Source organism: Aeromonas sp. 601039 (assembly GCF_049174415.1).
Taxonomy (GTDB): domain Bacteria; phylum Pseudomonadota; class Gammaproteobacteria; order Enterobacterales; family Aeromonadaceae; genus Aeromonas; species Aeromonas veronii_A.
The window spans coordinates 74,443-89,651 of the sequence record NZ_JAAKTL010000011.1 but is presented as its reverse complement, the minus strand read 5'-3'; the positions used below and the strand labels follow the sequence as shown (position 1 = coordinate 89,651).

The following is a 15,209-nucleotide window of genomic DNA, read 5'->3' as shown; positions in this document are numbered from 1 at the left end:
TGCCACTTTTATGAGCATTCAAAGGTTTACGGTGTGATGAAATATCCATTTTTACGGTTTGGTGCGCCCCGACCCGTTGTGTCACAGCACGCAGCCGTACACAATACGCAGCCGCCCCAGAGCCTGGAATTTGTTGATTAATATGACGCTACGATTCAGGGATGACATCTTGACCCTGCTGCTGGCCCGGTGCCGACAGCTTCCTTTGACTCGCGTCACCGGAGTGTTCTTTCTGGTGCTGCTGCTGATGCTGGCCCAGCAGAGCGCAGCCCTCACCTGGCGCTTGCTCACTCTGGCAAACCCGCAATCCAACCAGCCGTGGCAACCCTCCACCGTGGCGGTCAGCGGCCAAAGCAGCCCGCGCCTTGAACTGGGCGAGGTGAGCCGACTGGCGCTGTTTGGCAAGGCGATCCCCAAGGCGCAGGCAAAAACCGCCGTGGCCGCCAATGCGCCGCGCACCCAGCTTAATGCCCAGCTCAACGGGGTGTTGGCAAGCTCGGATCCGGCCAAATCCATCGCCATCATCGCCATGTCCGGCATCCAGAACTCCTACGGGGTTGGCGACATGATTGACGGCACCCAAGCGCGGATCCGGCAGGTCTATCCGGATCGAGTCATCATAGAGCGGGATGGCCGCGACGAGACCCTGATGCTGGATGGCGAGGAGTATGGCAAGCCGCTACCGCAAACAACAAATACCACTCTCCTTGGCTCTCTGCGCAGCGAGCTGATGGCCGATCCGGGCAAGATCACTGATTACCTCAATATTTCACCGGTTCAGATGGATGGCCGCATGGCCGGTTATCGCCTCAACCCGGGCAACAATCCGGAATTTTTCAACCAAAGCGGGCTGCAGGCCAATGATCTGGCCATCAGCATCAACGGACTGGACCTGCGTGACAACATGCAAGCCATGCAGGCGATGCAGCAGCTGGCTGGCGCAACGGAAATGACAGTAACCGTCGAGCGGCAGGGCGAACAGTTCGACATCTATGTGCGCTTGTCAGAATAATGATTTGGAGTCGTACCAATAATGACCACTAAAGGGAAAGGCTGGCGTCTGGCCACTATCGCAGCGGCTCTGATGATGGCGGGCTCAGCCTGGGCCACCGAGTACTCTGCCAGCTTCAAGAACGCCGACATCGAAGAGTTCATCAATACGGTGGGCAAAAACCTCAACAAGACCATCATCATAGAGCCCTCGGTGCGCGGCAAGATCAACGTGCGCAGCTACGACCTGCTCAACGAGGAGCAGTACTACCAGTTCTTCCTGAGTGTGCTCGATGTCTACGGCTTTGCCGTGGTGCCGATGAATAACGGCGTGCTCAAGGTGCTCCGCTCGCGGGATGCCAAAACCTCCGCCATTCCGGTGGTGGATGGCAATAACCCGGGAGTGGGCGACGAGATGGTGACCAGAGTCGTGCCGGTACGCAACGTCTCGGTGCGTGAACTGGCTCCCCTGCTGCGCCAGCTCAACGACAACGCCGGTGGGGGCAACGTGGTGCACTACGAGCCATCAAACGTGCTGCTCATCACCGGCCGCGCCGCCGTGGTCAACCGTCTGGTGGAAGTGGTGAACCGGGTCGACCGCGCAGGCGATCAGGATGTGGACATCATCAAGCTGAGATATGCCTCGGCCGGCGAGATGGTGCGGCTGGTGACCAACCTCAACAAGGATGGCAATCCACAAGGGGGCACCGCCTCCCTGTTGCTGTCGCCCAAGGTGGTGGCCGACGAGCGTACCAACTCTGTGGTGGTGAGCGGTGAGCCGAAAGCGCGCGCCCGCATCATCCAGATGGTTCGCCAGCTCGACCGCGACCTGCAGAGTCAGGGCAACACCCGGGTCTTCTATCTCAAATATGGCAAGGCCAAGGATATGGTCGATGTGCTCAAGGGGGTCAGCTCCAGCATCGAGGCTGACAAGAAGGGGGGCGGAGCAACCACAGGGGGCGCCAGCATCGGCGGTGGCAAGCTGGCCATCTCTGCCGACGAGGCAACCAATGCCCTGGTCATCACCGCCCAGCCGGATGTGATGGCGGAACTGGAGCAGGTGGTGGCCAAGCTCGATATCCGTCGCGCCCAGGTGCTGGTAGAAGCGATCATCGTCGAAATTGCCGACAGTGACGGCCTCAATCTGGGCGTGCAGTGGGCCAACACCAACGCTGGCGGCACCCAATTTACCAACACAACACTGCCCATTGGCGGAGCCATCGCAGCCGGTAAGGATTACCAGGATGGCAATACCGAGACAGCTACCAACTTGCTTGGGAGCTTTAACGGGATGGCCGCCGGTTTCTATCACGGCGATTGGGCCATGTTGGCGACGGCTCTCGCCTCCAATACCAAGAGCGATATTCTCTCAACCCCGAGTATCGTCACCATGGACAACAAGGAGGCCTCCTTCAATGTCGGACAGGAGGTGCCGGTGCAGAGCGGTTCACAAAGCTCCACCACCAGCGATCAGGTGTTCAACACCATAGAGCGCAAGACGGTGGGCACCAAGCTGACGGTTACGCCGCAGATTAACGAAGGGGACTCGGTACTGCTCAACATCGAGCAGGAGGTCTCCAGCGTCGCCAAGGTCGTATCAGACAGTACCAAGGGACTAGGCCCCACCTTCGATACCCGCACGGTGAAAAACGCCGTACTGGTGAAGAGTGGCGAGACAGTGGTACTGGGTGGCCTGATGGATGAGCAGACCAAGGAGGAAGTTTCCAAGGTGCCGTTACTCGGCGATATCCCGGTACTGGGTTACCTGTTCCGCTCCACCAGCACCAACACCAACAAGCGCAACCTGATGGTCTTTATCCGGCCCACCATCTTGCGTGATGCGGAGGTTTATACCGGCGTCTCCAGTAACAAGTACAGCCTGTTCCGCGCCGAACAGCTCAATGCTGCCGCCCAGGAGGGGTATCTCACCTCGCCCGCCCGTCAGGTTTTGCCCGTCTATGGCCAGGATGTGATGATGTCACCCGAAATCCGGCAGGAAGTGGAAAATCAGATGGAGCAGATAAAACGCCGCCAGCAGAACACAGCTGACAGCACCACCCCCTTTGTGCAGAGCCGTCCCTGATGAGTGCCTACCATCTTGATGGCGGCGAGTTGCCGCCCCCGCTGCCGGAGCTGCCCTTCGCCTTTGCCCGCAACTTCGGGGTGATCCTGATTGAGCGGGACGGCGCTCCTGTGCTGCAGTGCCGCCCCGGCGTCACCCCGCAGGCCCTGCTGGAAGTGCGGCGGGTAGCAGGTTGCAGCTTCGCGGTGGAGCAGCTCGACAACGAGGCCTTCGAAGAGCTGCTGATGGCCCACTATCAGCGCGACTCCTCCGAGGCACGCCAGCTGATGGAAGATCTCGGCAACGAGATGGACTTCTTCGCCCTGGCCGAAGAGCTGCCGCAAAGCGAAGATCTGCTGGACGCCGATGACGACGCCCCCATCATTCGCCTCATCAACGCCATGTTGAGCGAGGCGATCAAGGAGGAGGCCTCCGATATCCATATCGAGACCTTCGAGCGGGCACTGGTCATTCGTTTTCGCATCGATGGGGTGCTGCGGGAGATCCTGCGTCCCCATCGCAAGCTGGCATCACTCCTGGTCTCGCGGATCAAAGTCATGTCGCGGATGGATATCGCCGAGAAGCGGGTGCCGCAGGATGGCCGTATCTCATTGCGCATCGGCGGCCGCGCCGTCGACGTGCGGGTCTCCACCATGCCGTCCAGCTACGGCGAGCGGGTGGTACTCCGTCTGCTCGACAAGAACACCATTCGCCTCGAGCTCAAGCAGCTCGGCATGACGGCGCGCAACCGCAGCATCATCAGCGAGCTTATCCGCAAGCCCCACGGCATCATTCTGGTCACCGGCCCGACCGGTTCCGGTAAATCCACCACCCTCTATGCGGCGCTCTCCGAAATCAACTCGCGGGATCGCAACATCCTGACGGTGGAAGACCCCATCGAATATGACCTCGAAGGGGTGGGCCAGACCCAGGTCAACAGCAAGGTGGACATGACCTTCGCCCGCGGTCTGCGCGCCATTCTGCGCCAAGACCCGGACGTAGTGATGGTGGGGGAAATCCGAGATCTGGAAACCGCCCAGATCGCGGTACAGGCCTCCCTCACCGGTCACCTGGTAATGTCGACCCTGCACACCAACACCGCCATCGGCGCCATCACCCGGATGCGGGACATGGGGATCGAGCCCTTCCTGCTCTCCTCGTCCCTGCTGGCGGTACTGGCCCAGCGGCTGGTGCGTACCCTCTGCCCCGATTGTCGCGCCTCGCGTCCGGCCACCGAGCAGGAGCGACTTGCAATGGGTATCACACTGGAACCTGATCAGCCTATCTGGCATCCGGTGGGCTGCGAACAGTGCAACCACACCGGCTACCGTGGCCGAACCGGTATCCACGAGCTGGTGGTGATCGATGAAGCAGTGCGTGAAGCCATTCACAGCGCCAGCGGCGAGCTCGCCATCGAGCGGCTGATCCGCGGCCACACCCCCAGCATCCGCCGTGACGGCATCGACAAGGTCCTCAAGGGGCAGACCAGCCTCGAAGAGGTACTGCGCGTGACCCGGGAAGATTGAGATGGCGGCATTCGAATACAAGGCCCTCGACAACAAGGGGCGCAGCAAGAGCGGTGTGATGGAGGGCGACTCGGCCCGTCAGGTACGCCAGCTGCTGCGTGAACAGGGGCTCACCCCCCTCGAGGTGAACGAGACCACCGAGAAGGCGAAACGGGAAGCGACCCGCTTCGCCCTGTTTCGTCGTGGTGCCAGCACTGCCGAGCTGGCCCTGATCACTCGCCAGCTGGCCACTCTGGTGGGCGCCGGTCTCACCATCGAAGAGGCGCTCAAGGCGGTGGCCGAGCAGTGCGAAAAGGCCCACTTGCGCTCTCTGGTGGCAACCGTGCGCAGCAAGGTAGTGGAAGGTTATTCGCTGGCCGACTCGCTGGGGGCTTTTCCCCATGTGTTCGACCAGCTGTTTCGCTCCATGGTGGCGGCCGGTGAAAAATCGGGCCATCTGGAAAAAGTGCTCAACCGCCTCGCCGACTACACCGAGCAGCGCCAGCACATGCGCACCAAGCTGCTGCAGGCGATGATCTACCCCATCGTGCTCACCTGTGTCGCCATCGGGGTTATCTCGATCCTGCTTACCGCCGTGGTACCCAAGGTGGTGGCCCAGTTTGAACACATGGGCCAGCAACTGCCGGGCACCACCCGCTTTCTCATCGGTACCAGCGAGCTGATGCAGGCCTACGGCCTCTGGTTTCTGCTGCTGATCTTCCTTGGCAGCTTTGTCTGGCGCTGGTGGCTCACCGATGAAAAGCGTCGCCGACGCTGGCATCAGGTACTGCTCGGTCTGCCGGTGATTGGCCGGGTCAGTCGCGGTCTCAACACCGCCCGCTTCGCCCGTACTTTAAGCATCCTCAACGCCAGCGCGGTGCCGCTGCTGGAGGGGATGAAGATCTCCGGCGAAGTGCTCTCCAACGACTTTGCCAGAATGCGCATTCTCGAGGCCGCCGAACGGGTGCGCGAGGGGACCAGTCTGCGCAAGTCGCTGACCGAGACCAAGATTTTCCCGCCCATGATGCTGCACATGATCGCCTCCGGCGAGCAGAGCGGTGAGCTCGACAGCATGCTGGAGCGGGCGGCAGACAACCAGGATCGGGAGTTTGAATCTCAGGTCAATATCGCCCTCGGGGTGTTCGAACCCATGCTGGTGGTCTCCATGGCCGGGGTGGTGCTGTTTATCGTGATGTCGATCCTGCAGCCGATCCTCGAGCTCAACAATATGGTGAATATGTAAGTTTCCGGTGTTTGGTGGCGCCGCTGGCGGCCCGTCGAACCCACCCAGTGATCACTCTCTGATGGGCCATCCCATCTCATTCGTTACGGAGCAACTCATGAACAAACGTCGTCAATCCGGTTTTACCCTGCTGGAAGTCATGGTGGTCATCGTGATCCTCGGCATTCTGGCCAGTCTGGTGGTGCCCAACCTGATGGGCAACAAGGAGAAAGCTGACCAGCAGAAAGCGGTCTCCGATATCGTGGCGCTGGAAAACGCCCTCGACATGTACAAGCTGGACAACAACCACTACCCGACCACCGAACAGGGTCTGGATGCACTGGTGACCAAGCCCTCCATCGATCCGGCGCCGCGCAGCTACCGCGATGGCGGCTACATCAAGCGCCTGCCGCAAGATCCCTGGGGCAACCCGTACCAGCTGCTGAGCCCGGGCCAGTTCGGCAAGATCGACATCTTCTCCATGGGTCTGGATGGTGAAGCCGGTACCGATGACGACATCGGCAACTGGAACCTGAAGGATTTCCAATAAGTGATGTGCCGCCAGCGCATTCACTCCGCCTTGCTGGAGCAGCCTGAATGAGGGCTGCGCCATCTGCTCGTCGCCAATCCGGCTTTACCCTGCTGGAGGTGCTGCTCGTTGCCATGTTGATGGATCGGCTTGAGGCTACCGCTATGCAGTTGAGGCTGGCGCCATGAAACCGAGTCGCCAGGCCGGTTTTACTCTGCTGGAAGTGTTGCTGGTCGCCATGCTGATGGGGCTGGTGGCCACCGCCGTCACCCTCAGCATGGGAGGCGCCAGAGGGGATAGGGAGCTGGACAGGCAGGCACGCCGCCTGATGGCGACGCTGCAGCTGGCACAGGAGTATGCGGTGATGGATGGTCGGCTGGTAGGCATTCGCATCGAGGATAACGGCTGGCAGTTTATGCAGCGTCAGGCCAAGGATCGCAAGTGGCTGGCCGTGACTGGCGACAAGCAGTTGGGGCCGGTACAACTGGCCGAGAACATGACGCTGGCACTGGAGCTGGAAGGATTTGGCTGGCAGCCGGACTCCGACGAGAAAACCGAACAGAAGCGCGACGAGAAGGAGCGCACACCACAGCTGCTGATCTTCCCGGGCGGCGAGCTGAGCCCGTTCGTGCTCACCTTCACCCAGCAGGATGACGAGATGCGCTACACCCGCATCGTCAAGGGGGACGAGTTCGGCCGCCTCACCCTGCTCACCGGCGATGAAGATGAAGAGGTGAGCGAATGAACGCCCGCGGCATGACGTTGTTTGAGAAAGGTGTGATGGTGGCGCTACTTCTGTGCCAACCACACCCTCAACAGGTGACACGATGAACGCGCGTGGCATGACCTTACTCGAAGTGATGGTGGCGCTGGCGGTCTTTGCCATAGCGGGTCTCGCGGTAATGAAAACCGCCAGCGAACACCTCTCGGCCCTCAACTATCTGGAACAGAAGACATTCGCCACCTGGGTGGTAGAGAACCAGCTGGTGCAACAGAAGCTCGAGAACAAGTGGCCTGGTGACAGCTGGGTGGAAGGGGATGAGCAGATGGCGGGCAGCACCTGGTACTGGCGCTATCGCGGCGTCGCCACCGCCGACAACAACTTCCGGGCGCTCGATATGGAAGTGCGTACCGAGGCCAAAGCCGAGAACCCGGTCGCCATGATGCGGACCTATATCAGCCGATGACCCAGCTATCCGCCCGCACGCCTCGCCCCGTCCGTCACGCCGGTTTTACCCTGCTCGAAATGCTGGTGGCCATCGCCATCTTCGCCACTCTCAGCATGGGCGCCTATCAGGTGCTGCAGGGGGTGCTCACCAGCGACGAGGTAGCCAAGCGCAAGGAGGCCCGTCTCAACGAATTGCAGCTCGCCTTCACCCTGCTGGAGCGGGATGTCACCCAGATGGTGCCGCGCAGCGGTCGCATCGAGGGGGAGAATAACAAGGTGCTGCTGGCGGCCTCCCGGTTCGGCCAGCAGAGCGATGACTGGGGCATGGCCTTTATGCGCAGCGGCTGGCTCAACCCGGACGGCATGCTGCCCCGCTCCCATCTGCAGCGGGTCGGCTGGCGCCTCAAGGATCAGAAGCTGGAGCGCCTCAGCTACCTCTATCCGGATCCGGTGATCGGCACCGAGCCGCGCACCCAGCCGCTTCTGACCGGCGTCACCGCGTTTCGCCTCTACTTCTACGACAAGGGGAGCTGGAAGGAGGAGTGGACCCAGCGCAGCGTGCTCCCCTACGGGCTCGCGGTCGAGCTGGATCTGGAGGATTACGGCACCATTCGCCGGCAATTTCTGATTGGCGCCGGCGGCCAGCGCGCCGAAGAGAACAGCCAGAGCAGCAATCCCAATCCGGGCGGCGACAGCAATAACGGCAATAACAGTGGTAACAACAGCAATGGCGGCAACCAGAACGGGGGGAGCACCAATGCGGGCTAATCTCGCCGCCCCCGGTCGCCAGCGCGGCATGGCGCTGCTGGTGGTGCTGCTGATCCTCTCGGTGATGGTGATCATCGCCAGCAATATGAGCGGCCGCCTGCAGCTTGAGCTGCGCCGCACCGCCAACATCACCACAGGCAAACAGGCATGGTGGTATGCCCTCTCGGCGGAAGCGCTGGTAAGCAAGGTGCTGACGCAGGATTTCAAGGACAACCCCGAGGTGGTTAACCTCAGCCAGAACTGGGCCCGCAAGAATACTGTGTTTCCAGTGGATGATGGCCAGCTCAAGGGCGAGGTGACCGACCTGCAATCCTGCTTCAACCTCAACAGCCTGAGCGTGGCCTCCAAGGCGGGAAGCGGCGAGGAGCTGGCGCAGCAGCCCTATCCGGTGCAGGTGTTTCGCGAACTGCTCAAGGAGCTGGCAATGGATGATTACGAGGCGGCCCAGCTCACCGATGCCATTCGTGACTGGACCGACAAGGATACGGTGCTGGTCTCCAGCCTTGGCGCAGAGGACGCCTATTACGAGGGGCTCAAGCCACCCTACCTGACCGCCAACCAGTGGATGTTGGGCAAGGATGAGCTGCGGGCGGTGCGCGGGGTGACGGCCAGGGTCTATGCCAGACTGGCCCCCTACGTCTGCACCCTGCCCAACGACAAGTTGAAGATCAATATCAATACCCTTGCCCCCCAGCGCCCCGAGCTGCTGGTTGCCCTCTATCTGGGCACTATCGGGCTGGATGATGCCAAGCGGGTACTGAATGAGCGGCCACAGAAGGGGTGGAAAGAGAGCAAGCTGATGACAGACATGCTCGCTCCGGTCGATTCGGTGAAAGGGCTGAAAGAGGCGCTGGTGGTCAAGAGCGACTTCTTCGAAGCCCGGGTCGTGGCCGAGGTCGGCGACAACCGGGCCTGGCTCGAAACCCTGTTCCAGCGGGGCAAGGACAATAAACTGGTGATACTGCGCCGCCTCAGTAGCGGCGCCGAATAAACAGCGCACCTGCAGGCCATCGCCTGCGGGTACGAGAGATGTTGGATGCAGCCTGCGGGCTGCGCACCGGTTGCCAGGGCGCACAACGCCCTTTGCAAACCGGTATCGCAGGAGAGAGATGCGTGAGCGAAAGTCTGGTCATCCGACTGGGGACCAATAAACAACAACCCGTGGCCTGGCTGGTCTGGTCCGGTCAGGAGCAGGAGATCATCGCCTCCGGCACCCTGCCCTCGGCCGATGCCCTGAGCGAGCTGCAGGATCGGGCCGGTGGCCGCCCAGTGGTCACGCTAGTGCCGGGCAGCGATCTGATCTTCCGGCGCGTCACCCTGCCGGGTCGCTACAACCGTCAGTCGGCAGCGGCCCTCCCCTACCTGCTGGAGGAGCAGATCGCCTCCGACGTGGACGAGCTCCATCTGGTGGTACTGGCCCACGCGGGCCAGCAGGTGGATCTGATGGCGGTGGATCGGCAGAAGATGGCCGAGTGGCTCGGCTGGCTCGATGCCGCTGGCCTCAAGAGCCTGCAACTGCTGCCCGATGTGCTGGCGCTGCCACAGGCCGCTGATGGCTGGTCTGCCCTGCAACTCGGCAGCGAGTGGCTGGTACGCCAGGGCCCTTGTCAGGGGATCGTCGCCGACGAGCCGCTGCTGGCCATCTTGCTGGCAACCGAAGTCGAGCCAGTCACCATCCACAGCCACACCCCGGTGCCCGCCATTGCCGCCGCCAACTGGCAGCCGGCGGAGCCTGAACTCCCCATGCTGCTGCTGGCCAAAGGGGCACTCACCTGCCGCGCCAACCTGCTGACCGGTCCCTATCGACCCCAGACCGAATATGCCCGCTACTGGTTGCAGTGGCGCAAGGTGGCCATCACCGCAGGCTTGTTGCTGCTGGTGGCCCTCGGCCAGCGCGGGGTGCAGCTCTATCAGCTCACCGAGCAGGACAAGGCGCTGAAAGCGGAGATCCGCACCGTCTATACCCGCATCTTCCCGGGTGAGAGCCGCATCGTGAACGTGCGCAGCCAGATGAACCAGCATCTGCAACAAATGGGACAAGCCCCGCAAAACGGCGTGCTGCTGATGCTCACCGAGCTGGCCCCCACCTTTGCCGAAGTACCCGGCCTCAAGCCGCAGGTGATGCGCTTTGATGCCAGTCGCCGCGAGCTGAGGCTGCAGGTGACTGCCCCAGGCTTTGCCGAGATCGAGCGGTTCCGTGAGCTGGCTGGCAAGCAATTCGAGGTACAGCAAGGCGAGGTGCGCAGCACCGAGGGCAAGGTAGAGGGCGCACTGGTGCTCAAGGGTAAATCATCATGATGGAAAAATTGCAGAGCTGGTGGCACGGCATCACAGCACGGGAACAGCGGCTGGTGGTCGCAGGCGGCGTTCTGCTGCTGGTCGGTCTCTTCTACTGGAGCGTCTGGCAGCCCATCGCCAACCGCATCGCAGAGCGGGAGCGACAGGTGCAAAACCAGCAGCAGACCCTCGCCTGGCTCAAGGAGAAGGGGGAAGAGGTGCTGGCCATGCAGGGGGGCTCGGGTCGCCAGATCGACACCAGCGGCACCCTGGAAGGGGTGGTCAACCGCACCGCCTTCAACCACAAGATCAAGATTGCCCGGCTGCAACCCCAGGCGCAGGAGCTGCAAGTGTGGATCGACACGGTCCAATTCGATGACTTGCTACTCTGGCTCTCCACGCTGGTGGAGCAGCACGGTATTCAGGTTCAAATCATCGAGATCGCCCGCGAGGATCTGGCCCCGGGTCTGGTCAAGGTCAGACGTTTGCAGTTGAGTCGTCCACAATGAAAAAACGCATCCTGATTGCCAGCCTGTTTCTGGCCGCCTATCTGGTCTTCCTGCTGGCCACCCTGCCCGCGGCACTGGTGGCTCGCCATCTGCCGCTGCCTGCCAATGTTGCCAACCTGCTGAAACTGGAAGGGGTGAGCGGCACCCTCTGGAGTGGCCAGATCGCCCGACTGCAATATGCCAGCGAATCGTTAAACCAGCTGCGCTGGGATCTCAACGGCTGGTCGCTGCTGCGCTTCGCCCCCGAAGTGGCCATACGCTTTGGCGATCGCAACGGCCTCAATGGTCAGGGCGTTGTCGGCTGGAATGGCGCCGCCTTCGGCCGGGACCTGACCCTCAACGCTCCCGCCCCCTGGTTGCTGAGCCGGGTGCCGATGCGCCTGCCGATCCCGATCACCGTCAGCGGCCAGCTGCAGCTTAAAGTGGAGCAGTTTGCCCAGGGCAACCCCTGGTGCGACAACCTCTACGGCAACCTCGACTGGTACAACGCCAGCGCCGATACCCCGGCGGGCAAGCTGGATCTGGCCGACCCCGAGGTGAAACTCACCTGCCTCGACTCCAAACTGGTGGCCGAACTCAAGCAGGGCTCCGATGCGGTGCAGACCAGCGGTCGCCTCGAGCTGCAACCCAACGGCCAATACCTGTTCCAGGGCACCCTGAAGCCGGGCCCGGCACTGCCGCCACAGATGCAGCAGGGGCTCCCCTTCCTCGGCCAGCCCGACAGTCAGGGCCGCTTCCCCCTGCGCTATCAGGGGCGGATCTAAGCCCTCATTCAAGGTGAAAATGGCTCAGGGACAACCCGAGCCATTTTTATCGTCCATGTGACATATCAGTTGAAATGCCAGATACAAAAAAGCCCAAGCGGGTGACCGCTTGGGCTTTCTCTTTGAATATGGCGGAGGAGGTGGGATTTGAACCCACGGATGGTCGCCCATCGCCGGTTTTCAAGACCGGTGCATTCAGCCGCTCTGCCACCCCTCCGAACGGCGTGCATACTACGCTAAGCCCTTGTTCATATGCAATACATATTTCCTGTGGGATAGTGTGCGGGAGCAAAATGGCAGGTGGCTTGAAATTGTTCCTCGTCATCCCTATTTGTTCTACATACAATGCGTAAACATGCAGTAACAAACAGCGATCACGAGGCGGCTGCTCGCCGTCTCACCCGGACATCAAGAGGACACCCAAGATGGATACCCGTTCTATCTACACTGGCACCCAAAGTGCCGTACGCGATACCAACAAGGTGCTGCGTAACACCTATATGCTGCTCTCCCTCACTCTGGGCTTCTCTGCCGTGGTGGCGGGGGTCGCTACCGTGATGAACATGCCGCCGCTGCACTGGGCCGTGTTCCTGATCGGCGTCTACGGTCTGATGTTCCTGACCGAGAAGAATCGCAACAACGGCATGGGTCTGGTCTTCACCTTCGCCCTGACCGGTCTGCTGGGCTATAGCCTGGGCCCCATCATCAACATGTACATGAACAATGGTGGTGGCGAGATCGTGATGACCGCCCTTGGCGGCACCGCGCTCACCTTCTTCGGTCTGTCGGCCTATGCCCTGACTACCAAGCGTGACCTCTCTTTCATCGGCGGCATGCTGTTCGTCGGTTTCTGGGTACTGCTGGTGGCCATGATTGCCAACATCTTCCTCCAGATGAGCGCCCTGAGCCTGGCTCTGTCCGCCATGTTCATGCTCTTCTCCTCCGGTGCCATCCTGCTGACTACCCAGCAGATCGTGCGCGGCGGCGAGACCAACTACATCTCTGCCACCGTCACCCTGTATGTCTCCATCTACAACATCTTCCTGAGCTTGCTGAGCCTGCTTGGCGGCAACCGCAACTAATCAGAAACCCCGCTTCGGCGGGGTTTTTATTGGCGCCGATTTTTGTCAGGATAAGTTGTAAATCAAGGATATGAAGCGAAGTGGCCCTGATTTGGATCAGGGCCACTTCGCGCTTGGCGGGTTACTATCTCGCTCTCGTTTCGATCAAGGGTTTCACCTGTCTCATGCCGATGGATCTCTCTGGCCTGCTGCGCCGACTGCTGACCGATAGTCACATCTACTTCGCTCTCAAAGTGCTGCTGGCCATTCTCGGTCTGCTCGCCTTCACCCTGGCCACCGGCAATATCCAGCTCACCGTGCTGCTATCCCTCGGGGTAGTGGCGGGCGCCATCGCCGAAACCGACGACAGCCTGTGGGGACGCCTTAAAAACCTCGCCATGACGCTGATTTGCTTCATGTTTGCGTCCCTGTGCGTGCAGTATCTCTACCCCACCCCCTGGCTGTTTGCCATCGGGCTGGCCAGCTCCACCTTTATCTTCGTGATGGTGGGGGCGCTCGGCGCCCGCTACGCCACCATTAGCTTCGGCTCGCTGCTGATCGCCATCTACACCATGCTGGGTGCCGCCAAGGCGCCGGATCTCTTCTACCAGCCGCTGGCCCTCGGCGCTGGCGCCCTCTGGTACGGACTGGTCTCGTTTATCTGGCTCTGGCTGCTGCCCTACAAGACCCTGCACGAGCAGCTGGCCCAGAGCTACTTCGCCCTCGGCCGCTACCTGCTGGAAAAGTCCCGCTTCTTCCCGGCGGACGAGCACGGCGCCCAGGCCATTCGCCACAATCTGGCCCAGCTCAACATCAATCTGGTGAGCGCGCTGACCCTCACCAAATCGGCCCTCAACGCCCGCCTGAGTCGCCGTCATCCGGCCAGCCCAGAGCTTGCCAGCTTGCTGCGCCTCTATCTGCTGGCACTGGAAATTCACGAGCGCGCCACCTCCAGCCACTACCCCTACAGCCGGCTGGAAGCAGAGCTCAAGCAGGGCATCGTACTGGAAGGATTTCAGGAGGTGTTCCTGCAACTCTCCGAGGCGTGCCAGCGGCTCGGTTACGCCATTCTGGTGCACAAGCCCTACGCCCATAACAAGCGCATCCACTGGACGCTGGAAGCCCTTAGCGATCAGCTGGAGTTCACCAATCTCAAGCAGCACTACCCGAAAACCCTGCTGACGCCGATGAAGTTCCTGCGCCGCAATCTGGCCAGCATCAACCAGCTGCTGGGCAGCGCCGAAGTGCTGCAAAACCCCGAGCAGCCAGAGCAGGAGCTGCCCGCGCTGGCGCGCCCGCCCCGCCTGCCGCTGCTGACCCAGCTCAAGCAGCACCTCACCTTGCACTCCATGGTGTTTCGCCATGCGCTGCGCCTATCCTTGGGGCTGGTGATTGGCTACGGCATACTGCAAGCCTTTGATCTGGAAAAGGGCTACTGGATTTTGCTGACCGTGCTGTTTGTCTGCCAGCCCAGCTACAGCGCCACCCGCCGCCGACTGGTGCAGCGGATGCTCGGCACCTTCGCCGGCATACTGGTGGGTATTCCGGTGCTCTGGCTCTTCCCCGAGCTGCACATTCAGCTGGTGGTGATGGGGCTGGCCGCCTTCCTCTTCTTCACCCAGGTGCGCAACAACTACAGCGCCGCGGTCTGCTTTATCACCCTCTACGTGCTGATGGCGTTCAACCTGCTCGATGGCATCGGCTTTGCGATCCTCGGGCCGCGGCTGCTCGATACCCTGCTCGGCTGCCTCATCTCTTACGGGCTAGTAGCCTGGCTCTGGCCGGACTGGCAGTACAAGCGGCTGCCGACCCTTATCGCCAACTCGCTCTCGGCCAACGCCCGCTACCTCTCGGCGGTGCTGGCAAGCCTCAAGCAGCAGCGCGATGAGTCCATCGACTATCGGGTGGCGCGCAAGAGCGCCCATCTGGCGGACAGCGAGCTGGCCACCGCCTGGCAGAGCATGCTGGTGGAGCCGCAAAAGCGCCGCCGCTTCCTCGATCTCTGCTTTACCCTCACCTGGCGCAACCACGCCCTGCTCTCCTACATCTCGGCGCTGGGGGCTCATCGCGACAAACTGGAGGCCATCAGCGGGCTGGATGAGGTGCGCCACCACATCTGCCACACCCTGGAGCAGGCCGCCGGACATCTGGCGGGCAACCCCTCCAGCTCCATCGGTGGTCAGTGCCCCATTCTTTGCACGGACAGCAGTCCAGACAGCAGCGAGGAGCAGCTGATGCTGACCCAGCAGCTCAACCTGATCAGCGAGCTGGCGGATCAGCTGCTGCATCTGGCCAACGAGAGCCGGTTGCTCACCGGGGATCAAGGCGCTACCATGCCCGCCCAATCCTGATAG

At 61.5% G+C, this 15,209-nt stretch carries 15 protein-coding genes and 1 tRNA gene; 15 read left to right on the top strand and 1 reads right to left on the bottom strand.

The genetic code is table 11. The features are described 5' to 3' along the window. Positions 1–169: 169 nt before the first annotated feature. From exeC to exeN, 13 genes are all read left to right on the top strand, one after another. Positions 170–1,012 carry a GspC family type II secretion system variant ExeC gene (gene exeC, locus G5195_RS11205; RefSeq protein WP_323912821.1) on the top strand — a complete coding sequence of 281 codons (843 nt, stop codon included), beginning with the start codon at positions 170–172 and terminating at the stop codon, positions 1,010–1,012. A gap of 21 nt (positions 1,013–1,033) precedes the next feature. Then, positions 1,034–3,073, top strand: coding sequence for a GspD family T2SS secretin variant ExeD (gene exeD / locus G5195_RS11200; RefSeq protein ID WP_227342243.1), 2,040 nt, complete (start codon positions 1,034–1,036; stop codon positions 3,071–3,073). After that, positions 3,073–4,578, top strand: a complete 1,506-nt coding sequence (exeE, locus tag G5195_RS11195) for a GspE family T2SS ATPase variant ExeE (protein WP_421221354.1) — start codon at positions 3,073–3,075, stop codon at positions 4,576–4,578. The genes exeD and exeE overlap by 1 nt, the downstream gene beginning before the upstream one ends. A gap of 1 nt (position 4,579) precedes the next feature. Beyond that, positions 4,580–5,800, top strand: a complete 1,221-nt coding sequence (gene exeF / locus G5195_RS11190; protein WP_005338296.1) for a GspF family T2SS innner membrane protein variant ExeF — start codon at positions 4,580–4,582, stop codon at positions 5,798–5,800. Between the two features lie 97 nt (positions 5,801–5,897). After that, positions 5,898–6,329: a GspG family T2SS major pseudopilin variant ExeG gene (gene exeG / locus G5195_RS11185; RefSeq protein ID WP_421236150.1), complete on the top strand. Its 432-nt coding sequence runs from the start codon at positions 5,898–5,900 to the stop codon at positions 6,327–6,329. Positions 6,330–6,376: 47 nt separating this feature from the next. After that, a complete protein-coding gene (locus tag G5195_RS11180; RefSeq protein WP_421236149.1) occupies positions 6,377–6,496 on the top strand; it encodes a type II secretion system protein in 120 nt (39 codons plus the stop codon). After that, complete coding sequence (exeH, locus tag G5195_RS11175) at positions 6,493–7,053, top strand: GspH family T2SS minor pseudopilin variant ExeH (protein WP_421221353.1); 561 nt, start codon at positions 6,493–6,495, stop codon at positions 7,051–7,053. The genes G5195_RS11180 and exeH overlap by 4 nt, the downstream gene beginning before the upstream one ends. 82 nt (positions 7,054–7,135) lie before the next feature. Next, positions 7,136–7,495 carry a GspI family T2SS minor pseudopilin variant ExeI gene (gene exeI, locus G5195_RS11170; RefSeq protein ID WP_201938365.1) on the top strand — a complete coding sequence of 120 codons (360 nt, stop codon included), beginning with the start codon at positions 7,136–7,138 and terminating at the stop codon, positions 7,493–7,495. Continuing rightward, on the top strand, positions 7,492–8,244 hold the full coding sequence (gspJ, locus tag G5195_RS11165) for a type II secretion system minor pseudopilin GspJ (protein WP_421236148.1): 753 nt from the start codon (positions 7,492–7,494) through the stop codon (positions 8,242–8,244). Before exeI ends, gspJ begins: the two co-directional genes overlap by 4 nt. Continuing rightward, a complete protein-coding gene (gene exeK / locus G5195_RS11160) occupies positions 8,234–9,235 on the top strand; it encodes a GspK family T2SS minor pseudopilin variant ExeK (RefSeq protein ID WP_266134240.1) in 1,002 nt (333 codons plus the stop codon). The genes gspJ and exeK overlap by 11 nt, the downstream gene beginning before the upstream one ends. Positions 9,236–9,357: 122 nt before the next feature. Next, complete coding sequence (gene exeL, locus G5195_RS11155) at positions 9,358–10,542, top strand: GspL family type II secretion system protein ExeL (RefSeq protein WP_421236147.1); 1,185 nt, start codon at positions 9,358–9,360, stop codon at positions 10,540–10,542. Next, positions 10,539–11,030, top strand: coding sequence for a GspM family type II secretion system protein ExeM (gene exeM / locus G5195_RS11150; protein WP_005338305.1), 492 nt, complete (start codon positions 10,539–10,541; stop codon positions 11,028–11,030). The genes exeL and exeM overlap by 4 nt, the downstream gene beginning before the upstream one ends. Then, the gene (gene exeN, locus G5195_RS11145) at positions 11,027–11,794 is read left to right on the top strand and encodes a GspN family type II secretion system protein ExeN (protein ID WP_266134242.1); all 768 of its coding nucleotides are present in this window, start codon (positions 11,027–11,029) and stop codon (positions 11,792–11,794) included. The genes exeM and exeN overlap by 4 nt, the downstream gene beginning before the upstream one ends. Positions 11,795–11,923: 129 nt before the next feature. Here exeN and G5195_RS11140 read toward each other — a convergent pair. After that, positions 11,924–12,011: transfer RNA gene (locus G5195_RS11140), tRNA-Ser, on the bottom strand. Positions 12,012–12,219: 208 nt separating this feature from the next. Here G5195_RS11140 and G5195_RS11135 point away from each other — a divergent pair. Together G5195_RS11135 and yccS are read left to right on the top strand one after the other, a co-directional pair. Then, positions 12,220–12,876 carry a Bax inhibitor-1/YccA family protein gene (locus tag G5195_RS11135; RefSeq protein WP_005338308.1) on the top strand — a complete coding sequence of 219 codons (657 nt, stop codon included), beginning with the start codon at positions 12,220–12,222 and terminating at the stop codon, positions 12,874–12,876. 164 nt (positions 12,877–13,040) lie between these two features. Then, positions 13,041–15,206, top strand: a complete 2,166-nt coding sequence (yccS, locus tag G5195_RS11130; protein ID WP_227273237.1) for a YccS family putative transporter — start codon at positions 13,041–13,043, stop codon at positions 15,204–15,206. Positions 15,207–15,209: the final 3 nt, after the last annotated feature.